Source organism: Altericroceibacterium spongiae, assembly GCF_003610805.1.
Taxonomy (GTDB): domain Bacteria; phylum Pseudomonadota; class Alphaproteobacteria; order Sphingomonadales; family Sphingomonadaceae; genus Altericroceibacterium; species Altericroceibacterium spongiae.
The window spans coordinates 243729-268411 of sequence record NZ_RAPF01000002.1; the positions used below are offsets into that span (position 1 = coordinate 243729).

A 24683-nucleotide genomic window follows, 5' to 3' on the forward strand; every position below is an offset into this window, starting at 1 on the left:
TTGACATGGCGACACGCGCAGGCGGTAAAGCGCCCGCAGCCGACTGGCGCGCGGCTTTTCGCCGTTCGATGCGGCGCGCCGCGCAGCTTGGCGGGGCCGGAATCCTGATTCTGGGAGCGGTCTTCCTCGCTCTGGCGCTGCTGTCCTATCATCAGACGGATCCTTCGCCATCCACCGCGGCCGGGGGTTTGGTGGAGAACTGGATGGGCCTGCCGGGGGCCTGGATCGCGGAACGGGCGCTGTTTTTCTTCGGCCCCGTGGCCATTCTGTGGCTGCCTTTGCTCTATGTCTTTGCCAGCAAATTATGGCGCGATGCGGAAGAGGAAGAAACGCCGCATGGCCGCCGATGGTGGCGTACAGTGGCGATGGTTTTGCTGGCCATGCTGCTGTTCTGCACTGTCATGTCGCTGACTTTCGATGCACCGGGTGGCAGCCTGCCGGCTTCGCTGGGCGGGATATTCGGCCTGCTCGGGGCCGGGGCAATCGAAGCTTTGGCCGGGCGGCTGCCCGATGGCGTGCAGGGCTGGGCCATTCTGGGTGTGGCGCTGTTGTGTCTGGCCGGAGGGGGTGTGCTGGTCACCCGGGTCTTTGCGATAGACTGGGCACAATTGCTGACATTGCCTGCCGTACTGAAACGGGCGCCTTCGCTATCCACGAAGGATCTGCCTTTCGTTTCCGCCAGGGAAAAGCCACCCAAAGAGGTGAAAAGCATCAGCAATACGCCCGTTTCCGAAAGCGTGCCGCAGCCGCAGCCTTCGCGCAAACCGCCGGAGATTTCCGACCCTTCGGCACCGCCCAAACTGGCGACCTTTACCGGCAAACCCAAGCAGAAGGATTTCTTCGACGAATTCGACCTGCCCAGCCTCGATCTCCTCGAAGATGCACCGGCCGATACCGGGCCTGCGCTCGACAAGCTGGCGCTGGAGCGCAATGCCCGTCTGCTCGAAAATGTGCTCGATGATTTCAATGTGAAGGGTGAAGTCACGGCGGTGCGGACCGGTCCGGTCGTGACGATGTATGAGATGGAGCCGGCACCGGGTACCAAAGCGGCGCGTGTGATCGGTCTGGCAGAAGATATCGCCCGTAATATGAGCGCTATTTCCGCGCGTGTGGCGACCATTCCGGGTAAGACGGTGATGGGTATCGAACTGCCCAATGCCGACCGTAAAATGGTGTCTTTCAAGGAGCTGATTGCCTGCGAGGCTTTCGCCAATGCCAAGGGCAATCTGCCGATTATTCTGGGCAAGGATATTGCCGGGGAGCCAGTAGTGGCGGACCTTGCCTCCATGCCGCATCTGCTGGTTGCCGGGACGACCGGTTCGGGTAAGTCGGTCGGTCTCAACTGTATTCTTCTCTCGCTGCTCTATCGCTTCAGCCCCAGTGAATGCCGGATGATTCTGATCGATCCGAAGGTGCTGGAACTGAAGAGCTATGACGATATTCCGCATCTCCTTTCCCCGGTGGTGACCGAACCGCATAAATCGGTTCGGGCGCTTAAATGGGCGGTCGAGGAAATGGAGAAGCGCTATCGCATGATGTCCTCTATCGGTGCGCGCAATCTCGGCGGGTTCAACGAACGCGTTCGCGCCGCCAAAGCCAAGGGCAAGCCGCTCGGTCGCCGGGTGCAGACCGGCTTCGATCCCGATACGGGGGAAGAGCTCTATGAAGAGGAGCAGCTCGATTACGAAGTGCTGCCGCAGATCGTCCTGATCGTGGACGAGCTGGCCGATCTCATGGTTACGGTGGGCAAGGAAATCGAAGTGCTCATCCAGCGCCTCTCGCAGAAATCGCGTGCGGCGGGTATTCATCTCATCATGGCAACACAGCGGCCTTCGGTCGATGTCATCACCGGGGTTATCAAGGCCAACCTGCCGACCCGGATCAGCTTCAATGTCACCAGCCGGATCGACAGCCGCACCATTCTGGGCGAACAGGGGGCTGAACAGCTTTTGGGCAAAGGGGACATGCTTTATAAGCCGACCACCGGCCCGCTGGTGCGTGTCCACGGCCCTTTCGTCTCGGATGAGGAAGTCGAGCATGTGGCCGAACACTGGCGCGCGCAGGGGCAGCCCGATTATGTCGCTTCGGTCACCGAAGAGCCCGAGGATGGCGGACTGACATTCGAAGACGATCTGACCGCTTCGGATAATCCCGAGGAACGCAAATATCGTCAGGCCTGCCAGATCGTGATCGAGAATCAGAAAGCTTCGGGAAGCTGGCTCCAGCGACAGATGAGTGTGGGATACAATACCGCCGCCAAATGGATCGAGCGCATGGAGGAAGAAGGGCTGGTCGGCCCGGCCAACCATGTCGGCCGCCGCGAGATTTTCCGTGACCGGGACGGGAATCCTCTCTGACCGGAGTTTCAGCCGGGATTTCGCGCGCAGGCGCGATCATTCGCCGGCCCACAGAAAAGCAAGAGCGGGCCGTCCCCTCGGGGATGACCCGCTCTTTTTGTCCGTCAGGCAGGCAGGTCAGAACTCGGCGGAGATCTGCACATACCAGTTGCGCGGACGGGCATAGATTTTCTCGGCATAACCCAGCGTGGCGAGTGAGGCATTACCCTGGATGAGATAATCCTTGTCGAACAGGTTGATAACACCGGCCTGCACTTTCCAGCGATCATCCACCGCCAGTTCGAGCGAGGCATTGGCCACGAAATAGCCATCCTGTTCGATCTCCGGCACGCTGCCGGTGATGAAAGTGACATGCGATGTATAGCTGCCGTCGAAGCGCGGCGTGAGCGTGTAGCGCTCGCCCAGCGGCAATTCGTAACTGATCGCGAAATTGCCCTGGAAGGACGGGGTCAGAGGCAACCCCTCGCCCGGCTCGACCGTGGCGGTGGCGCCGGGAATTTCGGTAATCGAGAGAATCTTGTCGTCCAGCGTGCTCATCCCGGCATCGATCCGCAGACCGCTGCCCCATGGATGGTAGCTCGCTTCGGCTTCGAAACCGCGAATCCGCGCCTTACCGGCATTGAAGAGCAGCGGCACCGCGCCTTCGCGGAAGACGAGCTGGATATCCTTGTAATCGGCCTGAAAGGCAGCGAGGTTGAGGCGGAAATCACCGAAATCCATTTTCGCCCCGATTTCATAGCTGTCGACGGTTTCTTCATCGAAGGGCACCGGTTCGAAATCGGGCGGGGGCGCATTGTAGCGCGTGTTGAAACCGCCCGATTTGAAGCTGCGGGCATAGGATATATAGCCATTCAGCCAGTCGGTGAATTCATACCGCGCACTGGCCGATCCGGTCAGCGCATTGAAGGTTTCGCGATTGGGCGTGTTGTAAATGTAAAGCGGGCCGCCATCGGGGATCGCTTCTGTCGGCAGCGGGTCCGGATCGGGCAGCGTTTCGGGGAACAGGTTGAAGACGGTGCCCTGATAGGTTTTCCGGTCTTCGGTGTAGCGCAGCCCGCCGGTCAGTTCGAGGCCGGTGAGGATTTCATAGGATAGTTCCCCAAAAGCGGCGATGGAACGGGTTTCGAGATCCGAAACCTGCAAATCGCGCGAACCGGGGCCACCTGCGAGCAACGATCCGATCACTTCCGGCGTGGGCGGGAAGGCGAGCGGCACGGTGGCTCGCTCATCGGTGTCCTCATCGAAATAATAGGCCCCGAGAATGCCGCTGACCGGCCCCGAATCATATTGCAGTTGCAGTTCCTGACTGAACTGCTTGGATTTGGAGCCGACATCGGTGGTGAGTATCGGGAAAGGCGTATTGTCGGCATCGCGAATGCCGCGCGATTCCGTCGAACGGTAAGCGGTGATACTCTTTACGGTAAAAGCGTCGCTGAGGTCGAGCGTGGCCGTGCCCGATACGCCCCAGACTTCGGACGTGCTCAGGACATCGGCGGTGCCGCCATTCACATATTTACCGTCGGCCTGAAAGTCATTGGCGCAGCGTGCATCGTCGATCATCGGCACGAAAGGGGCACCGAAACGCGGATCGCCGGGGGTGAGCGGGGCGAAGGGAATGGTCGCGCCGGGGCATCCTGCTGCCACGCTGGCAATCGCGGGTACGGGCGCGTTTTCATTGATTCCGGCAAAGACGAAAGGCGCACCGTTCTCGTCACGCTTGGTATAATCGCCGCGCAGCGAAATGGTGAGCGCGGAAGTCGGCTCCCAGCGGAAGGCGGCATTGAGCGTCCGGCTGTCATCATTGCCCAGATCGAGCCCGTCAAAGGCGCGGATGACATAGCCATCGCGCTTGCGAAAACCACCGGACACACGCGCCGCGGCATTGTCGGCAATCGGCAGGTTGAAGGCGGCAAAGCCTTCATACAGGCTGTCCGACCCGACGCGGAACCGGCCGCTGCCGGATAATTCGTTGAATTCGGGGTCTTTGGTGCGGACCAGAATGGCCCCGCCGATCGTGTTCCGGCCGAACAGCGTTCCCTGCGGGCCGCGCAGCACTTCTACACTGGCAATATCGCCGAATTCGATGGTCCCGCCGACCGAGCGGCCGACATAGACATCGTCAATATACATGCCGACACCGGGGTCTACCGCAGCGGTCGGGTCGAGTTGCCCGATGCCGCGAATGAAAACGACCGATGCTGCGCTGTTGCCCGAAAGCTGCCCGGCGGGTTTGAATTGCAGGCTGGGGGTTATCTTTTCCAGATCCTGCGTCTGGGTTACCTGCCGGTTTTCGAGCGTATCGGCGGAAAAGGCCGAGACGGCAATCGGGGTTTCCTGAAGCGATTCTTCACGCCGCCGCGCAGTCACTACGATAGTGGTATCGGGCTGGGCCTGTGTGCGGGCTGCAACACCCTGCTGTGCTGTATCTGTATCGCTATCCTGTGCGCTGGCAGGCACGGCCCAGCACAGGCCGGCCGAGACAATCCCGGCCCAGGCGCATTCTGACAATAGAGGTGCCTTACACCACGTCGAAAAACGTTTCATACCCTGTCCTCTCCCTGTTGAGTCCCTGCTTTATGCAGTTTGACTAATCGCTGTATTTGTTAATCACTATAACAAATACAGGCAATAACAATTGGGTTGCCAATAGGTAATCATATCGTAATTCTTGAGAGAAAGGGTCGTGTGAGATTGAGCGATATGACGAATTTGTCCGAAGATTCCGCCGTTTTACGGCTTCCCCGGCTGGCTGATGAGGAGGTGGATTTCGGTCTGCTGGCCGAGATGACGGGCTTTTCCGTCAAGCTGGTGTGGATTTTGGGCTACACTTATCTCACCCGGGCGATCGACGATGCAGGGATTACACCGCAGCGATTCTCCATGCTCGAACTGATCGGCGTCAATCCGGGACTGACCCAGACACAGCTTGCCCGCGCGCTGGGCCTGTCCCGTCCGGCCACCTCTCTGACGATCGATTTCTGGGAAGGTCGTGGCCATGTGGAGCGGCGCATTGCGGCGCAGGATCGCCGCTCTTTCGGCATTCATCTGACGGCACAGGGTAAAACGGCGCTGGAAGGGCTGCGGGTCCGTGTGCGCGAAGCCGATGACGCCCTGACGCGCAAGCTCGGCCCGGAGGAAATCGATCAGTTGCGCGGGTTGCTGGCCAGGATTTACGAGTAGGCCGCGTGTCAGGCGAGTGTCTGGCGGGCACTCAAAAGCCTCTCCGCCGTTGACGGGTAAAGATTTAAAACTGCCCCGGCACAGGAGAGAGCGTATGCGTATTGGCTGCCCCAGAGAGATCAAGAATCATGAATATCGCGTCGGGCTCACACCGGAAAGCGCTTTCGAACTGACCACGCATGGTCATGAGGTGCTGATCGAAGCCGGGGCGGGCGAGGGGATTGGCGCTGCCGATGCGCAATACCGGCAGGCTGGCGCTGCCATTGCCGACAGCGCAGCGGATATTTTTGCCGCTTGCGACATGATGGTGAAAGTGAAGGAGCCCCAGCCCGAAGAGCGTGTGCAATTGCGCGAAGGGCAAATTCTTTACACCTATCTCCATCTCGCGCCCGATCCGGCGCAGACGGCCGATCTGGTGAAAGCCGGTGTCACCGCCATTGCCTATGAAACGGTGACCGGGCCGGGCGGCCGCCTGCCTTTGCTGACACCGATGAGCCAGGTCGCCGGGCGAATGAGCATCCAGGCGGGGGCTACTGCACTGGAAAAAGTCCATGGCGGGCGCGGGGTACTGCTGGGCGGCGTGCCGGGTGTTATGCCGGGCAAGGTGGCTGTGATCGGTGGTGGTGTGGTGGGCTTCAATGCTGCGCAGATGGCTGTCGGGCTCGGCGCACAGGTCACTATTCTCGACCGTAATCCGGCGGTTCTGGAAACCGTAGGAACTCATTTCGAGAACCGGGCAGCCACCCGTTTCGCCAATCGGACCAATATTTATGAAAGCGTGTGCGAAGCTGATCTGGTGATTGGCGCGGTTCTGATTCCCGGAGCGGCCGCACCCAAGCTGGTGGCGCAGGAGACGCTGAAGGATATGAAACGCGGTGCGGTGCTGGTCGATGTCGCCATCGATCAGGGGGGCTGTTTCGATACCAGCCATCCCACCACGCATGACGATCCGACTTATGTGCAGGACGGGATCGTCCATTATTGCGTTGCCAATATGCCCGGCGCGGTGGCCCGCACCAGTACCTATGCGCTCAACAATGTCACATTGCCGCATGCTTTGCGGATTGCCGATCTCGGCTGGCAGGAAGCCATGCGCACCGACCCGCATCTTGCCGCCGGGCTCAATGTCCATGCCGGGCATGTCACCTATCCCGCAGTGGCGCAGGAACTGGGTTACGATCTGCTCAGTCTGGACGAAGTGCTGGGCTGATCAGTTGGTGGATTCCGGCAAAAAGGGTGCCGCCACTTCGGGCGGGACACGCATGACGCGCCCGCTTTCGAGATCGATCATCGCCCATTGTGTCTGGGCGCGGACAATTTCTTTTCCCCCGGCATTGGTGAAGCTGTAATGCCGGGTGAAGCGGGCGCCGCGCGGGCCTTCGCGGATTTCAGTGAAACCGCGCGCGCTTTCACCTTCCTTTATATTGCCACGATAATCGATCTCGTGGCGCGTCACCACCCAGGCATAGCGGCGCTGATGTTCGGGCGGGGCGATGGCTTCCCAATGGGCCGTGGACAGGTCTTCCATCCACTGCACCCAGACGGCATTGTTCACATGCCCGTTCACATCGATATGTTCTGCCCGGGCGGTGAAAGTCAGGCTGTAACTATTCGCGCTCATCCTTCGATGCCGAGCTGCCACAGGATAAAGGCGAATTCCTCCGCGGTTTCATGCAGCGACTGGAAACGGCCCGATTTGCCGCCATGGCCTGCGCCCATATTGGTCTTGAAGATCAGTTCGTTGGAATCGGTCTTCAGTTCGCGCAGACGGGCGACCCATTTGGCGGGCTCCCAATAGGTTACGCGCGGATCGTTAAGCCCGGCGGTGACCATGAGCGGGGGATAAGCCTGCGCACGGACATTGTCGTAAGGGCTGTAGCTGCGGATCAGTTCAAAGGCTGCGCGATCCTCGATCGGATTGCCCCATTCGGGCCATTCGCCCGGTGTCAGCGGCAGCGATGCGTCGAGCATGGTCGCCAGCACGTCGACAAAGGGCACATGGGCAACACAGGCGCCGAACAGTTCGGGATCGGAATTGATAACCGCGCCCATCAATTCGCCACCGGCCGAACCGCCTGAAATGCTGATCCGGCCTTTTGCAGTGTAATCACGGTCGATCAGCCCTTTCGCTACATCGACGAAATCGGTGAAGGCATTGGTGCGGTGTTCGAGCTTACCCGCTTTATACCAGGCGCGCCCGAGATCGTCTCCGCCGCGAATATGGGCGATGGCATAGGCAAAGCCGCGATCGACCAGGCTGAAGCGCGTGGTGGAGAAGCCGGGCGGAATGGAAATGCCGTAAGCCCCGTAGCCATAGAGATGGAGCGGGCCGGGCCGGGGGCGATCCTTGCGATACATGATGCTTACCGGAATATCGGTGCCATCGCGCGCAGGGATGGTCAGCCGCTCGGTCGTATAAAGATCGCGATTATAGCCCGAGGGGATTTCCTGAACCTTGAGCACTTCGAGCTGCCGTGTTTCGACATGGTAGTCGTAGGTGGTCGCCGGGCTTATCATGCTTTCATAAGAAAGGCGCAAAGCGCTCATGTCCCATTCGGGATTATCCGCCAGACCTGCCGAATAGCTTTCTTCGGGGAAAGGGATCTCTTCAACCGGCTTCTGGCCCTCATAGGTCCTTATCTGGACCTTATCGAGTCCGTTCAGCCGCCCTTCGGTCACGAAAAAACGCTTAAAAAGTTCGAAGCCGGTGAGATAAAATTCGTCGGATCCTGCAATCAGCGTGGTCCATTCGGCAGGATCGGATAGCGGTGCCGTGGCGAGACGAAAATTTTCATGCTCGTCATTCGTATGGATAAAAAGCGTATCCTCGCGCAGATCGACATCGTATTCCACGCCGGTTTTCCGCGGTTTTACGAGGATCGGCGATGCCAGCGGATCGGCCGCGGGGACCAGCCGCACTTCGCTGGTTTCATGGTCTCCGGTGCCGATAATCAGCCATTCCTCATTGGCCGAAAGCGAAGCGGAAACGCGGAAACCCTCATCGTCTTCGTGGAATAGCTCGACATCGTCGGAAAGCGGTGCACCAAGCCAGTGAAGCCGTGCATTATCCGTCCGCCAATTCGCATTAGCCAATGAATAAACTATGCCTGTATCGTCCGCTACCCAGATAAGGGAAGACAGAGTCCCGGGAATTTCATCAGTAAGTAATTCGCCCGTTTCGAGGTTTTTGATCCGCGCAGTAAACCGTTCCGACCCGTTATCGTCCACAGCATAAGCGAGCAATTTGCCGCTCCGGCTGATCGAGAAAGCGCCGAGGCGGAAATAGTCTTTCCCTTCTGCCAGAGCCACTTCATCGAGGATCAGCTGATCCTTGCTGCCATCTTCGGCAGCCCCCACCGGGCGGCGCCACCATTTCTTATATTCGGCACCTTCCTCATATTCGACCCAGTAGAGATAATCGCCATCTTTCTGCGGTACGGATTTATCCGCTTCCTTGATCCGTCCGCGCATTTCTCTGAACAGATTATCTATGCGCGGCTGATGCGGCTTCATTCGCGTTTCAAACCAGGAATTTTCCTGTTCGAGATGCGCAAGAATCTTCTTGTCGGAGACGTCCGGATAATTGGAATCGCGAAGCCAGGCATAGGAATCCTCAACGGTAATTCCATGATGCGTGAAGCTGGAGGGTTTCTTGGCCGCAACGGGCGGGTGAGCGGGCAGGGTGCCGGTGGAATTGGTCATGCGAAGCATCTATGTATGCAGGGAAAGGACCGCAATATGTTGATGCAAACCCATGAAGCCCGTCTCGACGCTCTGCGCAAGGAATTGCAACGCCGTGAGCTCGACGGTTTCGTCGTTCCGATCTCCGATGAGCATATGAGCGAATATGTCGGAGCTTATGCGCAAAGGCTTGAATGGCTGACAGGTTTCGGCGGTTCTGCCGGTTCCGCTGCGCTACTGGCTGACAAGGCCGCTATTTTTGTGGATGGCCGTTATACCAGTCAGGTGCGGGATCAGGTCGATGGTTCGCTGTGGGAATATAAGTCCGTTCCGGCAGACAGCATGGCTGAATGGCTGGGGCAGAACGCAGCGAAGGGAGCAAGGATCGCCTATGATCCCTGGCTTCATACGAGGGGCTGGGCGCAAGCTGCCGCGAAAGTGCTGGCTGGATATGATGTTGAGCTGGTTGAAGCGGACAGCAATCCGCTCGATGCCGTGTGGAAAGATCAGCCTGTTCCGTCCGATGCGCCGGTTTTTGTGCAGGATGAAGAGCTGGCTGGGCAGTCGAGCGCGGATAAACGCGCAAAAATCGCCGAATGGCTGCAGGAGATGCGTTACGATGCCACGGTGATTTCAGCACTCGATTCTGTGGCCTGGCTGCTCAACATTCGCGGAACCGATGTTGTGCACACGCCGGTGGCCCTGTCTTACATTATCCTCAATCAGGACGGTACGGCGGACTGGTTTATTGCTCCCGACAAAGTGCCCGATGATGTAACTCGTCAACTCGGCAATGCGGTGCGCATTCGTCCTCGTGATGGCTTTGAAGAAGCGCTGAAGAAGGATTATGCTGGTAAGCGCTTAGCTGTCGACCCCGATCGCACTGTCGCGGCGGTTTTTCAGGCTCTCGAAGCCGGCGGAGCTGAAACAGTCAGGGCGATGGATCCGGCGGTTTTGCCCAAGGCGATCAAGAATGAGGCGGAAATTCGCGGCCAACGCGCTTCGCAAAAACGCGATGGGGCTGCGGTTTCACGTTTCCTTCACTGGCTGTCGGTCGAGGCACCGCAAGGCCGGGTGGATGAACTGTCGGCAGCTGCCAAGCTGCATGAATGCCGTAAAAATTGCGGCGATTTGCGAGATTTGTCATTCGACACGATTTCCGGTTCGGGCCCCAACGGTGCCAATCCGCATTATCGGGTGAATGAGGAAACCAACCGTCAACTGGAACCAAATAGCGTCTATCTGGTCGATTCCGGAGGGCAATATCCCGATGGAACAACCGATATTACGCGGACCGTTTGGGTGGGGCCCGATACGCCGCCGGCTGAAGTGAAAGACCGTTTTACCCGCGTGCTCAAGGGGCATATCGCACTCGACAGACAGGTTTTTCCGGCAGGAACGAGCGGCGGACAGCTCGATACGCTGGCGCGACAATATCTGTGGATGGCAGGAGTCGATTACGGCCATGGCACGGGTCATGGTGTCGGCAGTTTCCTTGCCGTGCATGAAGGGCCGCAACGTATTGGTAAATCACGCGGCGGTCAGGCCGGCACGGGACAGGAATTGTTTGAGGGTATGATCCTCTCGAATGAGCCGGGTTACTACAAACCAGGCGCCTTCGGTATCCGGATCGAAAATCTGGTATTGATCGAAAAACGCAAGATTGAAGGTATGGAAGGGGAATATTTCGGTTTCGAAACGCTGACCTTTGTGCCGATCGACAAGACTCTGGTTGAGCGTGATTTGCTGACAGCGGATGAGCGGGAATGGTGGAATCTTTACCATGCTAAAGTGCATGATCTGCTTGCTCCGCAGCTTGAAGGCGAAGTGCGTAGCTGGCTTGATGAGGCCTGTCAGCCTCTTTGAACGAGCAGAAGAGTAAGGCAGGCGGCCTATATGAGAGACCGGTCGCCTGCCTCCTGCTTGCTCCTGTGTGAACAGGCTGCGCCCCTTGCGACAAATTGCGACATTTTTTGTCCGATCAGGCAAATCTGTGCGACAAGCGAACCATAGAAAGCATCCTGTGAGTGGCGGGGTTGCCGGTTTTCCTCCCCCTTCTGCCGGCCCCTGTCATTCTCCAGATTATTGGAGATTGAAAACGATGCGTAAATTGACCCTTTCTATCGCCGCTGCCACAGTTGCTCTTGCCGGTGGTGCTACGCTTGCCTTCGCCCAGCCCAAGGGAGGTGGCGATTTCACCCGTGAGCAGGCTCAGGAACGCGCTTCATCTATGTTTGACCGGATGGATGCGAATGGCGACGGCGTGCTCGACGATGCAGATCGCGAAGCGCGAGAAAAGCAGCGTTTCGAACGCCTGGATACCGATGGCGATGGTTCGATCAGTCCTGAAGAATTCGCTGCCCGCAAACAGGCTGGCAAACGTGGTTCCGGTATGGGCAGGCGGGGACACCACGGAATGCGTCACGGTGGACCAGGTGGTTCAGGCCCGATGTTCATGATGGCCGATGCGAATAAAGACGGTACCGTTACCCGCGCGGAATTTGATGCGCAGGCGCTGTCAATGTTCAGCCGGATGGACACTAATGGCGATGGCACGGTAACTGCGGATGAACGTAAAGCTGCGCGCGATGCAATGCGGGCCAAGTTCCGCGAGGCACGTAAAGCGCAGACCAGCAATAAATAAGGCAGATCGGCTCAGTTATGACGGACATGACGGCATCCATCCATGTGTTGCTTGTCGATGATGAGCCCGACCTTCGCGAACCCCTGGCGGAATATCTTGCCCGTCAGGGGTTCCGTGTAAGCGAGGCTGCCGATGCAGCCAGGGCACGCAGCCTCATGATCGAACAAAACCCGGATATTGTTCTGCTGGATATTATGATGCCTGGCGAAGACGGATTGTCGTTATGCCGCCACCTGACTGAGACGAAGAGTCTGCCTGTCATCCTGCTGACTGCCAAGGGTGAAGCGATGGACCGGATTATCGGTCTTGAGATCGGGGCGGACGATTATGTCGTCAAACCTTTTGAGCCGCGTGAGCTGGTCGCACGTATCCGCTCGGTGTTGCGGCGCGTACAGAAGCATCCTGCCGAACCCGAAGAAGATGCACTTTATACTTTTGAGGGCTGGCTGCTCGATCCGCTGAAACATCGCCTCACAGATCCGGAAGGCACGGTTGTGCCGATTTCCTCTGCTGAATTCCGTCTCCTTAGGGCTTTGCTCGATCATCCCCGGCAAGTGCTTGATCGCGACCGGCTTCTCGACATGGTGCAGGGGCGTGAAGCTCATCTGTTTGACCGGGCGGTGGATAATCAGGTCAGTCGTTTGCGTCGTAAGATAGAGATGGACAGCCGCGACCCCAAACTGATTCAGACGGTCTGGGGAGGCGGATACCGGCTCGCGGCGGATGTAAAGCGAGTGGCTGCAGAAAGCTCCTGATGACTCGATTTCTTCCGAAGAGCCTGTTTGGGCAAGTTATGCTGGCCATCGCTCTGGCCTTGTTTCTGGCGCAGGGGCTCTCTGCTATTCTGCTTTATCGTGCACAGCAGCAGCGGCAGGAAGCTCTGCTGATTAATGCGGTGGCTTTTCGGCTCGGTTCAACACTGGATGATCGCCGGCAGGAAGACAGACGCCGCCATCGCCGCCGTGAACTAGCCATTGAACGACGAATGATGCCGCCGATCCAGCCGGATGAGACGCGACAGCCAGGGCGGGAAGCCATGCTGCGCAATATTCTGGCCGATCATGGTGTGACAAATGTCAATATTGCGGTGACCGAAAGGCATCCCAGGGAAGACCCTTTTATCCTCGAACAACTCCGTCAGCGCCCGCGTCTGGCGCGGCGGAGCGATAAATGGATAGACACGCCGATACTGGTGGCGGCGATCCGACCTCAGGGAACGGCATCTCCCTGGGCCATAGTACGTATGCCGATTCCGCAAGGCAGTTTCTGGGCGATTGGTGGTCTGCTTCTTAACACGGTGCTGCTTTTCATCATTCTTGTCGGTGGTTTGGCGATTGTTCTGAGGCGGATCACGCGGCCTCTTGCGGCACTGACCCAGCGGGTCGACAGCTTCGCCGAAACACGCGCGCTTGAGGGGCAGCTCGAACCGCAAGGGCCGCAGGACATGCAACGGCTCATTCTCGCTCATAACCGGCTGGAAGGCCGGATTGCCGCACTACTGAATGAAAAGGATGTGATGCTCGGTGCTATAGGTCATGATCTTAAAACACCTCTCGCCTCGCTTCGGGTACGTATCGAATCGGTTGAAAACTCGGTTGAGCGCGAACGTATGGCGACGACGATTGAAGACATTACCCACACGCTGGACGATATTCTCTCGCTGGCTCGCGTCGGACGACCGACCGATCCTCTTGAAAAAACCGAGCTCGGGGCGCTGACTGCTTCGGTAGTTGAAGAATATGAAGATATGGGAGAACCCGTTACCTTAGGAGAGTGCGAGCGAATTTCTTTACCCATACGTGCAACCTGGTTGCGGCGGGCCTTGCGCAATCTCATCAGTAATGCGCTGCGTTATGGTGCTGATGCTGAAATTTCCCTGTGCCGCGAAAAAGACGAAGCCGTGATTTGTATTGCGGATCACGGGCCTGGGATTGCCGATGCCGATATGGATGCCATGTTTCAGCCATTTCAGCGCGGCGATCCGTCACGCAATCGGGGGACGGGCGGTGCCGGACTGGGCCTAACGCTGGCGCGTGCGATTGCCGAGCAGCACGGGGGCCAACTAGCGCTCGAAAACAGGCTGGATGCGGATGGCCAAATCTGCGGATTGGTAGCGGAATTACGGTTGCCGATTCACAATTGAACGCTTGTGACAAACACGTCGCCATAGAATGTGACAGCTGCTAGGTGATTGCATCCGAAACTTCTATCCGGAGCGACAATTCATGCGTTTTGCTTTTCCTGCTCTGGCTGCTGCTTTGCTGTCAGGTAGTGCCGTCATTTTTACACCACCTGCTCTGGCTGCCGAAAGCCGCATTGCCGATGCCCCGCTTCCCGAAACCATTCCCAGCGACCTGCCCCGTATGGCTCGCCCTTCGCATTATGCTATTGCCATTCGTCCGGATGCCGAAAACCTGACATTTTCCGGCAGAACCAGCATCGATTTGCAAGTCTATGATGCCACCGATGTGCTGACGCTGAGCGCGGCGGCCCTCGATATCAGCGAAGCCAGCCTTGTTCCAAAGGCGGGAGGGGCAGCGATTCCGCTCACCATTTCATTCGATGCTGGAAAGCAAACTGTCCATTTCGCGGCGGCACAGTCGATTACTCCAGGAAAATATCGGTTGAACACGGTCTATACGGGAACGATCAATACGCAGGCTAACGGGCTTTTTGCACTTGATTATCCGGACAAGGAGACGGGCAGCGAAGTACGTGGGCTGTTCACGCAATTCGAAGCGCCTGATGCCCGTCGTTTTGCGCCGATGTTCGATGAGCCTAGCTACAAGGCGACCTTCGATCTTTCCGCTGTGGTTCCGGCCGATCAGATGGCGGTCAGCAATATGCCGGTAAAAAGCGAGAAGGATATGGGAGATGGCACCAAGCAGGTCGTGTTCGGCACGACGCCAAAAATGTCATCCTATCTGTTGTTCTTCGGGCTGGGCGATTTTGAGCGAATGAGTGAGCCCACCCCTAGCGGCACAGAAGTTGGTATCGTTGCCCCCAGAGGCAGTGGCGAGCAATCCCGCTATGCGCTGGATTCTCTGGCACCGCTGGTAGGCTATTATAATGATTATTTCGGAGTCGATTATCCGCTGCCCAAGCTCGATAATATTGCTGGCCCGGGCCAATCACAATTTTTTGGGGCGATGGAAAACTGGGGGGCGGTGTTTACATTCGAACGCATTCTGCTCAACGATCCTGCTATCACCAGCCCGGCTGTACGTCAGCAGATTTATGTAACGCAGGCACATGAAGTGGCTCATCAATGGTTTGGCGATCTCGTCACCATGGCTTGGTGGGACGATCTCTGGCTGAATGAAGGCTTCGCAAGCTGGATGGAGACCAAGGCGACCGATCATTTCAATCCGCAATGGCAGGCGCTGCTTGGCCGGGTGAACGGGCGCGAATATGCGATGAAGCTCGATGGTTTTGAAACGACCCATCCGGTTGTTCAGACTATTCGCACGGTCGAGGAAACCAATCAGGCCTTTGACGCCATCACCTATCAGAAGGGTGAAGCGGTCATTGCCATGCTCGAAGCCTATGCCGGGGAGGATGTATGGCGCGACGGTATCCGTCATTATATGAAGGCTCATGCCTATGGGAACACGCAGAGTAACGATCTGTGGAATGCCGTGGAGCAGGCCGGTGCACCGGGTCTGAGCGAAATCGCTAACCAGTTTACCCGTCAACCCGGTGTGCCGCTGGTCAAAGTCTCCGGCACATGTGCTGCCGGCCGCACACGACTTTCGCTGACGCAAAGCGAATTCAGCCGTGACCGCCGGCAGGAAACCGCTGCTAATCCGCAAAGCTGGAAAGTTCCTTTGCTTATTTCTGTTGGATATGGCGATGCCGAGCGCAAAGTACTTGACGGTTCCGCTTCGCTGACAGTGAATGGTTGCGGACCGGTGATCGTCAATAGTGGGCAGCTTGGCTATTTCCGCACGCTCTATGCGCCCGATATGCTCGAGCAGCTGGCTGACACACTGCCGCAAGCGGCCCCGATAGACCAGATGGGGCTGGTAGATGACAATATTGCGCTCGCTGAAGCGGGTTATCAGCCGCTTGGTTCGGCTATTAACCTGTTATCTGCTGTGCCGGGTGATGCTAATCCGGTCGTAGCTGAAAATGCCGTCGAAACCTGGGGCGAACTGTCGAAACTGCTTGAAGACCAGCCCGAACAAGCCGATCTCAACACGCTGATCGAGCAAAACTGGTTACCGCGTCTGGAACAGCTCGGTTTCGATGCCAGCGATGACGATACTCTTATCGACGCCAATCTTCGGGCGGCCCTGATCGTAACCCTCGGAAATATTGGTAACGAGCAGGTTGTGAATCAGGTTCGCACTCGTTTCGCCAGGCTGAAAAACGATCCGAAGGCGCTGGATGGCCCGCTGAAGACCACTTTGCTGAGCGTCGCCGCGCGTAACGCTACCGCCGATGACTGGGATCTGCTGGCAGAGCTGGCGGCCGGTTCTAACTCGGCTGTCGAGCGGCAGACTTATTATAGTCTGCTGGGGGCAGCGCAGGACCGGGCACTGGCGCAAAAGGCCCTGGACCTTGCCCTGACCGATATTCCGGGCAAGACGGTGAGCGCGTCTATTATCAGAAGCGTGGGACGCAATTATCCCGAAATGGCTTTCGATTTCGTGATGGCGCATCAGGCGCGTGTCGATGAACTGGTCGATAACTCCGCCCGGTCACGCTTCATTACCCGGCTGGTCGACACAGCCAAGAATCCTGCTGTGCTTGAAAAACTTGAGGCTTATGCCGACACGCTCGATGCGGATGAGCGCAAGCCGGTCGATCAGACAATTGCTAGCTTGAAGCAGAGATTGGAAAGCCGCCCGCGAATGCAGTCTGAGCTTAAGGCATGGCTGAAGCAGCAATAATATCCTGATGTCACGCATACATTCCTGCCGGATAATACCGGCAGGAATGCACTTTTGGTTAGCGCATCAATCCGCCAATCAGATTGCGAGCGAAACGGCCGATACCGGGAATGCCGATAGCCTTGCCGATCTCGTTGCCGATTGTCCCTGCCGCAGCACTGGAGGCACGAGCGGTGGGGCTGGAACGCGATTTTCTACCCCGTAGTTTACTGGCAAGGATCGTCCCGGCACTTGCTGCGGCGGCCGATGCAGCGGCCCTGGCCACCTTATCCCCCAGTCCGTCCCATAGGCTTGTGTGACGCCGTTCCCGCTTGCGGACTTCAATTTCACCTTTGTCGGCTACTTCTTCCGCTGTGGCAGCGGCATCTGCGGCTTTAGCGAGCAATACTTCTTCGGCACTCTCCCGATCCACTTTTTCATCATATTTATTGGCGACCGGTGAGGCCGAACGAATGATAGCGCGTTCCTTGTCACTCACCGGACCGAGCCGTGAGCGGGGCGGTTTGATCAGGGTACGCTGGACGATCGAAGGCGCGCCATCTGCAAGCAGAGTGGAGACAAGAGCTTCGCCCACACGCAATTCGGTTATGGCTTGTTCGACATCCAGATCGGGATTGATACGGAAGGTTTCGGCAGCCGTCTTGATGGCTTTCTGGTCACGCACCGTAAAAGCGCGCAGCGCATGCTGCACCCGATTGCCGAGCTGGCCTGCAACATCTTCGGGTATATCTGCCGGATTCTGTGTGACGAAATAGACCCCAACACCTTTGGAACGGATCAGGCGGACGACCTGTTCGATCTTGTCTTCCAGCACTTTGGGAGCATCGTTGAACAGCAAATGGGCTTCGTCGAAAAAGAAAACGAGTTTCGGTTTTTCAGGATCACCCACTTCCGGCAGAGTTTCGAACAGTTCGGCGAGCAACCAGAGCAGAAATGTGGCGTAGAGTTTTGGACTGCGCATCAATCGATCCGCAGCCAGTACATTGATATAGCCACGACCCTGTTCATCGCATCGCAGGAAATCGTTGATCTCAAGCGCCGGTTCGCCGAAAAACTGGCTGCCTCCCTGACTGTCGAGGCTTAACAATTGCCGCTGAATTGCACCGACACTGGCACGGCTGACATTGCCGAAACGTGCACGCAGATTCTGCGTATTTTCCGCAGTATAAGCGAGCATGGCCTGCAGATCGTCGAGATCGAGCAGAAGTAGCCCTTCTTCATCCGCAAAGCGGAACACGATATTCAGTACACCTTCCTGTGTGTCGTTAAGGTTGAGCAGGCGTGCGAGAAGCAACGGCCCCATCTCTGAAATGGTGGTGCGGATTGGGTGACCCTGTTCACCATACAGGTCCCAGAAAATTGCCGGATTATCGCTGTAGGTATAGTCTTCCATGTTCAGATCGCGAGCACGGCTTTCCAAACTGTCGGCATGTTTGAAGGCGGGAGATCCGGCCAGGGCTATTCCGGCAAGATCGCCTTTCACATCGGCTACGAAAACCGGCACGCCTTGTGCTGAAAAACTTTCCGCAAGGCCTTGCAGTGTTACCGTCTTGCCGGTTCCGGTCGCGCCTGCAATCAATCCATGCCGATTTGCCCGGGAAAGGTCGAGATTCTGCTGCTTTCCATTGTTTCCAAGGCCGAGAAAGATATGCGCCATACGGAGTCCGTTTGCTGTTATCGGGATCGTTCGACAGATCTGGCGCAGTGATCACTTACCGGTCAAGCAATAGACTTGCGCGGATTTGTCATTAAGGCGGGGAGAATGGTGGCAAGAGAACCGTTTATATTGCTTGATGATGCTCGCAGCGAAGGAGCGGGCGATGCGCATATCTTCGAATCGCCGCGCGAAATATTCGTGGCGCGGCGCCCCGAAGAGGTGGCGGATGTGCTGGCGCGCGCGGACGCGGCGAGGCAGGAGACAGGCGGCACACTGGCGGGCTATATCGCTTATGAGACCGGTTTGGCACTGGAACCTCGCCTTCAGCCTTTGGCTGCTGCACGTAGCGGGGCCGACGGGCCACTGGTCTGGTTCGGTCTTTTCGAAAAAGAGGAACGCCTTCCGGCGGCGCAAGTGCCCGCCTGGCTCGCGGCGCGAGCCGAACCTGGCCCTGCCACTATCGGGCCGTTAGAGCCACAAATTTCGACCGGAGCCTATCTCGCTGCTTTCGAGCGCTTGCAGGAGGCTATTCGGGCCGGGGATATTTATCAGGCCAATCTCACATTCCCGCTAGCAGGAGCGGCGCGCGGCGATCCGCAGGCCATCTATGCTGCAATTCGTCCGGCGGCGCATGCAGGCCATGGTGCGTTGTGTTTTGACGGGATGCACTGGCTGCTTAGTTTCAGTCCGGAGCTTTTCGTCACGCTGGAGGAGAATCAAGTCACGGTTCGCCCGATGAAGGGGACGCGGCCACGCGGTGCAGATGAGAAGCAGGATGCGGCTTTTGCTGCGGAACTGGCGCAATCGGTGAAGGACAAGGCAGAAAATCTCATGATTGTCGATCTGATGCGCAATGATCTCGCTCGTGTGGCGATACCGGGCAGTGTGAGCGTAGAAGGTCCTTTCGCGATCGAGAGTTATCCCACTGTGCATCAAATGGTTTCCACGATTACGGCAGAACTCGCAGAAGGGCAGAATGCGCTTGCGCTGCTCCGTGCTTTATTCCCTTGCGGGTCGATAACCGGTGCTCCGAAAATCCGCGCTATGGAGCTGATCGACGAAGTGGAATGCGATCCACGTGGGCCCTATTGCGGGGCGATTGGTATGATCGATGGCGCCGGGAATGCCCGCTTTAATGTTGCCATTCGAACTGTGCGCCTCACACCGGGCGAAAATAATCGGCATCATGCGGTTGCTGGTGTCGGCGGAGCGATTGTGGCGGATAGCGATGGCATGGCCGAATGGCGCGAATGTCTGGTCAAGGGCAGTTTCCTCCGCCAGTCCTCTACCGAATGTCAGGCCCCTTCCTTCGAGCTGATCGAAACGATGCGCTTCGATCCGCAGGAGGGGATACCGATGCTGGAGCTTCATCTTGAACGGATGAAGGCTAGCGCGGTGGAACTTGGTTTTTCCTTCGACAGACATGAAGCCCGCAATCAGATACAGGCGCTGTGTTTTGAACTGGACGCGGCGGCCCGGTTGCGCCTGCTTCTGTCACGCAGCGGTGCTATCACCTTGCAAACCGGACCATTGCCGGTTCCGTTTAGCGGAACGATGCAATGTGTTGCTTTACCGCATCCACTGGTAGCGGGAGACTGGCGTCTGGCTCACAAGACCAGTGATCGCAGTTTTTATGAGGCGGCGCTCGATGTAGCGAAACTGACCAATGCCAATGAAGCGCTGCTGGTGCGTGAGAATGGCCAGGTGGTTGAAGGCAGCTACACCAATATTTTTGTGAAACGAGGCGATACGTTTCTTACTCCCCCGACATCGTCAGGTTTATTATCGGGTATTTTGCGTCGGGCGCTGATTGCTGAGGGTAAGGCTGCAGAAGCTGAATTGACGCTCGATGATCTGGGCGATGGTTTTTTCCTTGGCAATGCATTGCGAGGATTGATGCCGGCAAGGTTGCAGTCATGAGCGGACACACTGTACCCCATATCCTTTCCCCGGCGCTTAACCGCATGGAAGTATCTGGCACCAATGCGATGACCGATCGCGCACAGGCACTGCGCGAAGCCGGCCGGGATATTATTTCGTTATCGGTGGGAGAGCCTGATTTTTCTACTCCTGCTCATGTGGTGGAAGCCACGAAGCAAGCGCTAGATGACGGATTGACCCGCTATACGCCAGTCACCGGGATGCAGAAGCTCAAGGAAGCAGCGGCACGCCATTACCGGCGCGATCTTGGAATTGAGGCCGATCCTGCGCGTATTCTGGTAACGGTGGGAGGAAAACAGGCCATTTTCGAAGCGCTGGCTGCGACTGTCAGCGAAGGAGATGAAGTGATCGTGCCATGCCCCTGGTGGGTGAGCTATCCGCAGATCGTGCGTTATGCGGGCGGTACCGTTGTGCCGCTCATAACCCATGCGCAGCATAAGTTTCGGTTCGATCCGGGCGATCTCGAAGCCGTTATAACGCCGCGTACGAAATGGCTGTTGCTCAATTCGCCCGGCAATCCCACCGGTGCCGTTTATCCGCGTGAAATGCTGCTCGGCATCGCCGATATTCTGCGCCGCCATCCGCAGATGATGGTGCTGTCTGACGATATTTATGCGCCGTTGATTTACAGCGAAGAACAGCATCAGACATTGGCGGCACTTTGTCCGGATCTGGCAACGCGCATCTGCACAATTTCCGGCGTGTCCAAAAGTCATGCGATGACCGGATTCCGTATTGGTGTCGTCACCGGGCCGGACTGGCTCATCGAAGCGATGGGGCGATTGCAATCCAATTCGACCGGCAATGCCTGCTCAATCGCGCAGGCCGGTGCTATTGCTGCTTTTAACGGGCCTCAGGGCTTCCTCACTGAGTGGCGGCAACAGTTTCGCCAAAGACGGGACAATGTCGTGGCGGCGATCAATATGATTCCGGGACTTTCCACGCCAAGGCCCGACGGTGCCTTTTACTGTTTTATCGATGCTACGCCGCTGATGGAGCGTTTTGGGGACGATCAGTCCTTGTGCCTTCATCTGCTGGAACATGGTGTGGCTGTTGTCGCTGCATCGGCCTTTGGCGGCAAGAATGGTTTCCGTATCAGTTTTGCTGCAGATGTTTCGGTGCTGGACGAAGCCCTGCATCGTATCGCAAAGGCTTTGGCGTGAGTACTATACCGATTCTCTTCGAAGATGCTGAAGCGCTGGTGATCGACAAACCGGCGGGTCTGCCTGTGGAACGGCCGCGTTCAGGCAAAGTGTCACTGGAGGATTATCTCGATTCTCTCAAACTGGGATTTCAGCGTTCACCGGTAGCGGTGCATCGAATTGATACCGACACCTCGGGTTGTTTGTTGCTGGCGCGTAACCCCAAGGCCCTGAAACGGTTCGCCCGCAGTTTTGAGGAAAAGCTGGTCAGCAAGCGCTATCTCGGAGTGATTGCCGGCGTGCTGGAGGAAGAGGAAGGAACGATTGCCCTGTCCTTATCGAAAGTGAGCACGCCGAAACAGGGCTGGCGAATCATTCCGGCGAAGAAAGGCAAGCCATCGGTCACCCATTGGCGGCGGCTGGCTGAAGCGAATGGCCGTACTTTCGTCGAATTCCTTCCTGAAACGGGGCGAACCCATCAAATTCGCGTTCATGCAGCTTCTGGTCTTGGGGCACCACTATTAGGCGACCCTGTTTATGGGGGCCGCGATTCGCAAGCTAGTCGTATGATGCTTCATGCCAGCCGCCTTTCTCTTCCGCGAGAAGGGAAAGAGGCAATCGAGGCCCTTTCACCGCTTCCTGAGGCTTTCAGGGATCTTGGTTTTAGCGATGAGTGATCTGGCCAATCGGGCTGTTGCTTTATCCGAAGAGAGCTTCATCGCTTCTTCCGGGCCGGGCGGCCAGAATGTGAACAAGGTAGCGACCGCTGTGCAATTGCGGCTCGATGTTTTTGCTTTGCGTTTATCACCGCCTGTTTTTCACCGTTTGAAAGCGCTCGCTGGCAGCCGCATGAATGCCCGTGGTGAAATCGTGCTGACTGCGCGCAATTACCGGACGCAGGAAGCGAATCGGCAGGATGCTCGTGAAAGGCTGGCTCGCCTCATCGAACAGGCACAGGAAGAGCCCAGGACGCGAAAGAAAAGTCGGGTTAATCGCGTTGGCAAGACGAAGCGCCTCAAAGGCAAGAAAGCGCGTTCTCAGGTTAAGGCCAACCGCGGCAAAGTGGACTGGTAAAACCGCTTCATAACGTCACAGGCTTGACTTTTACTTCACTCTGCCGCAATGGCAGCGCCGGAAGGGCGGCGTACTATGCGCCGCCTTATTGTTTCGGCCCGCCGGGCCATTTTTCGAGAATTCTAGGATCACGCCATGGCGAAGCCCGCAACTGTCAAGATCAAGCTGGTCTCCACTGCTGACACCGGCTTCTTTTACGTCACCAAGAAGAACCCGCGCAATCAGACCGAGAAGTTTACTTTCCGTAAGTATGACCCGGTCGTACGCAAGCATGTCGAGTTCAAGGAAGCCAAGATCAAGTAATCTTGGGTTCCTGCCTGAACCGCAGGAACCAGGCAGGTTCAGTGCGGGTTCAATGGCGTAATGCTTTTGGAACTCGTATGACAGACAAACTCGCTTTTTATGCTCGTAAACCAGCCCGTGCCATGATGGCCGGGCTGCTCGCTTTTGCTTTGCCGGTTGCTGTTGTAGCCCCGGCCGATACTGCTATGGCTGCGAATGACGATGCGCAGCTCGATAAAGCGGTTACTGCATTGCGCGCAATTTCCACCATGAAAGCCGATTTCACCCAGACTGACCGGTCCGGGCAAGTGGTACGTGGTGAATTGACGCTCAAACGGCCGGGCAAGATTCGGTTTGAATATGAAGATGCGGTCAACATGCTGATCGTTTCGAATGGCAAGGTGTTCACACTGGTGGATTACGATGTCCGTCAGGTCGAACGCTGGCCGATCAGCAAGTCCCCTCTTGGCGCATTGCTCGACCCGGAACGCGATGTGAGGCAATATGGCACGGTCCAGCCCACCGGGGACTCCAATGTTATCAGTGTACAGGTACGCGATCCGAAAAAGCCTGAATTCGGTACAATTACGTTGATTTTCGTTCGCGATTCATCGGCTCCGGGTGGCTACAAGCTGGCAAGCTGGGTGGCACTCGATTCGCAGAACAAGCGAACCACTGTACGCCTCGATAATCAGCGCTACGGGGTGTCGGTGAAGGATTCCGCTTTCACATATAAGGACCCGCGACCCTCATCCCGTCGGCCTAAGTGAACCGCTTGTCGCAGCAGCCGGTTTCTTAACCGACTTGCGGATTTTGTTCATAATACCGAAAGGCATAAACGCCTAGACAGAATGGGCAAGGCAGCGAAGACCGGGTTTCCCCCCTGTTGCCCCGGTTTCGACAAACGCCTTGCAAGCGTGACGAACGCTCAAGAGAAACCCTCGTCCCCATGCCCCCGGGGCGAGGGTTTTTCCATATCCGGTCGGGCCTGACAGCTTGCAGCCCTCCTATACGCCCCCTAAAGCCCTCCCATGGTCAAGATCACGAGCTGGAACATCAATTCGGTACGTTTGCGGATGCCGATCGTCGAACGTTTTCTCCGGGAGGAAGCGCCCGATGTCCTGTGCCTGCAGGAGATCAAGACGGTTGAGGAGCTGTTTCCCTTTAAGGCTTTCGAAGAGTTGGGATACACCTATCACGCTGTTCACGGTCAGAAAGGGTATCACGGAGTGGCCACGGTCAGCCGAATTCCCCTTCGGGAATTTTCCCGGCATGACTGGCAGGATAACGGTGAAGCGCGCCATGTTGGTGTGGAGCTGCTGGGGCCGGGACAAGGCATGATTCTGGAGAATGTCTATATTCCTGCCGGAGGTGATGTTCCCGATCGTGAGGTGAATGTAAAATTCGGGCAGAAGCTCGATTTTCTGGAGCGTATGACACGCTGGGCCGAGGCTATCGATCGGCCGACCATGATTGTTGGTGATTTCAATATTGCGCCACTTGAAAGCGATGTGTGGAGCCACAAGCAACTTCTGAAGGTAGTCAGCCACACACCGATCGAAGTGGAAGCTTTGCAGCGTTTCAGGGATGCGCATGGCTGGACCGATATCGGGCGCGACCATATCCTTGATCCTGAACGCTATTATAGCTGGTGGAGCTATCGCTCCAAGGACTGGAAGAAAAACGACCGGGGGCGGCGGCTCGATCATATGTGGGCTTCGCCTGAGCTGGCGGGGCAGGCGGTTGGCCATAGTGTGCTGGAAGCTGCCCGGGACTGGGAAAAACCCTCGGATCACGTGCCGATTACCACGGAGTTTGATCTCTGATTCC

General features: G+C 57.2%; 19 protein-coding genes. 15 read left to right on the plus strand and 4 right to left on the minus strand.

The genetic code is table 11. From position 1 onward, the window contains the following. Nucleotides 1-5 precede the first annotated feature (5 nt). Nucleotides 6-2357, plus strand: coding sequence for a DNA translocase FtsK (locus D6851_RS04645; protein WP_120323712.1), 2352 nt, complete (start codon nt 6-8; stop codon nt 2355-2357). Nucleotides 2358-2474: 117 nt separating this feature from the next. Here the strand turns inward: D6851_RS04645 and D6851_RS04650 are convergent, their stop codons facing one another. Continuing rightward, nucleotides 2475-4901, minus strand: coding sequence for a TonB-dependent receptor (locus D6851_RS04650; protein WP_120323713.1), 2427 nt, complete (start codon nt 4899-4901; stop codon nt 2475-2477). 156 nt (nt 4902-5057) lie between these two features. Here D6851_RS04650 and D6851_RS04655 point away from each other — a divergent pair, with 156 nt between their 5' ends. Next, entirely contained in the window at nt 5058-5537 is a 480-nt protein-coding gene (locus tag D6851_RS04655) for a MarR family winged helix-turn-helix transcriptional regulator (protein ID WP_120323714.1), read from the plus strand. 94 nt (nt 5538-5631) lie between these two features. Then, the gene (ald, locus tag D6851_RS04660) at nt 5632-6747 is read left to right on the plus strand and encodes an alanine dehydrogenase (RefSeq protein ID WP_120323715.1); all 1116 of its coding nucleotides are present in this window, start codon (nt 5632-5634) and stop codon (nt 6745-6747) included. Here the strand turns inward: ald and D6851_RS04665 are convergent, their stop codons facing one another. Beyond that, nucleotides 6748-7158 (minus strand): acyl-CoA thioesterase, encoded by a 411-nt coding sequence (locus D6851_RS04665; RefSeq protein WP_120323716.1) that lies wholly within the window; start codon nt 7156-7158, stop codon nt 6748-6750. Then, a complete protein-coding gene (locus D6851_RS04670) occupies nt 7155-9248 on the minus strand; it encodes a S9 family peptidase (RefSeq protein WP_120323717.1) in 2094 nt (697 codons plus the stop codon). The genes D6851_RS04665 and D6851_RS04670 overlap by 4 nt, the downstream gene beginning before the upstream one ends. A gap of 27 nt (nt 9249-9275) precedes the next feature. Here D6851_RS04670 and D6851_RS04675 point away from each other — a divergent pair, with 27 nt between their 5' ends. The 5 genes from D6851_RS04675 to D6851_RS04695 all read left to right on the plus strand — a co-directional run bounded on the left by D6851_RS04675 (nt 9276) and on the right by D6851_RS04695 (nt 16757). Beyond that, nucleotides 9276-11084 (plus strand): aminopeptidase P family protein, encoded by a 1809-nt coding sequence (locus tag D6851_RS04675; protein WP_120323963.1) that lies wholly within the window; start codon nt 9276-9278, stop codon nt 11082-11084. 235 nt (nt 11085-11319) lie between these two features. Beyond that, a complete protein-coding gene (locus tag D6851_RS04680) occupies nt 11320-11862 on the plus strand; it encodes an EF-hand domain-containing protein (RefSeq protein WP_120323718.1) in 543 nt (180 codons plus the stop codon). Nucleotides 11863-11879: 17 nt separating this feature from the next. Further along, nucleotides 11880-12617, plus strand: a complete 738-nt coding sequence (locus D6851_RS04685) for a response regulator (RefSeq protein WP_120323719.1) — start codon at nt 11880-11882, stop codon at nt 12615-12617. After that, the gene (locus D6851_RS04690) at nt 12617-14005 is read left to right on the plus strand and encodes a sensor histidine kinase (RefSeq protein ID WP_120323720.1); all 1389 of its coding nucleotides are present in this window, start codon (nt 12617-12619) and stop codon (nt 14003-14005) included. Before D6851_RS04685 ends, D6851_RS04690 begins: the two co-directional genes overlap by 1 nt. A gap of 82 nt (nt 14006-14087) precedes the next feature. Further along, a complete protein-coding gene (locus tag D6851_RS04695) occupies nt 14088-16757 on the plus strand; it encodes a M1 family metallopeptidase (RefSeq protein WP_120323721.1) in 2670 nt (889 codons plus the stop codon). A 58-nt stretch (nt 16758-16815) separates the two neighbouring features. On the opposite strand, the gene D6851_RS04700 is transcribed toward D6851_RS04695, so the two are convergent. Next, the gene (locus tag D6851_RS04700; RefSeq protein WP_120323722.1) at nt 16816-18414 is read right to left on the minus strand and encodes a helicase HerA-like domain-containing protein; all 1599 of its coding nucleotides are present in this window, start codon (nt 18412-18414) and stop codon (nt 16816-16818) included. A gap of 105 nt (nt 18415-18519) precedes the next feature. Here D6851_RS04700 and pabB point away from each other — a divergent pair, with 105 nt between their 5' ends. From pabB to D6851_RS04735, 7 genes are all read left to right on the plus strand, one after another. Continuing rightward, a complete protein-coding gene (gene pabB / locus D6851_RS04705; RefSeq protein WP_120323723.1) occupies nt 18520-20334 on the plus strand; it encodes an aminodeoxychorismate synthase component I in 1815 nt (604 codons plus the stop codon). Continuing rightward, nucleotides 20331-21518 (plus strand): pyridoxal phosphate-dependent aminotransferase, encoded by a 1188-nt coding sequence (locus D6851_RS04710; protein ID WP_238473940.1) that lies wholly within the window; start codon nt 20331-20333, stop codon nt 21516-21518. The genes pabB and D6851_RS04710 overlap by 4 nt, the downstream gene beginning before the upstream one ends. Continuing rightward, nucleotides 21515-22174: an RluA family pseudouridine synthase gene (locus D6851_RS04715; protein ID WP_120323724.1), complete on the plus strand. Its 660-nt coding sequence runs from the start codon at nt 21515-21517 to the stop codon at nt 22172-22174. The genes D6851_RS04710 and D6851_RS04715 overlap by 4 nt, the downstream gene beginning before the upstream one ends. Next, a complete protein-coding gene (gene arfB, locus D6851_RS04720; protein WP_120323725.1) occupies nt 22167-22571 on the plus strand; it encodes an alternative ribosome rescue aminoacyl-tRNA hydrolase ArfB in 405 nt (134 codons plus the stop codon). The genes D6851_RS04715 and arfB overlap by 8 nt, the downstream gene beginning before the upstream one ends. Nucleotides 22572-22706: 135 nt before the next feature. Beyond that, a complete protein-coding gene (rpmG, locus tag D6851_RS04725; RefSeq protein ID WP_120323726.1) occupies nt 22707-22874 on the plus strand; it encodes a 50S ribosomal protein L33 in 168 nt (55 codons plus the stop codon). 77 nt (nt 22875-22951) lie between these two features. Continuing rightward, nucleotides 22952-23623 carry a LolA family protein gene (locus tag D6851_RS04730; protein ID WP_420797089.1) on the plus strand — a complete coding sequence of 224 codons (672 nt, stop codon included), beginning with the start codon at nt 22952-22954 and terminating at the stop codon, nt 23621-23623. A 261-nt stretch (nt 23624-23884) separates the two neighbouring features. Further along, the gene (locus D6851_RS04735; RefSeq protein ID WP_120323727.1) at nt 23885-24679 is read left to right on the plus strand and encodes an exodeoxyribonuclease III; all 795 of its coding nucleotides are present in this window, start codon (nt 23885-23887) and stop codon (nt 24677-24679) included. Nucleotides 24680-24683 lie beyond the last annotated feature (4 nt).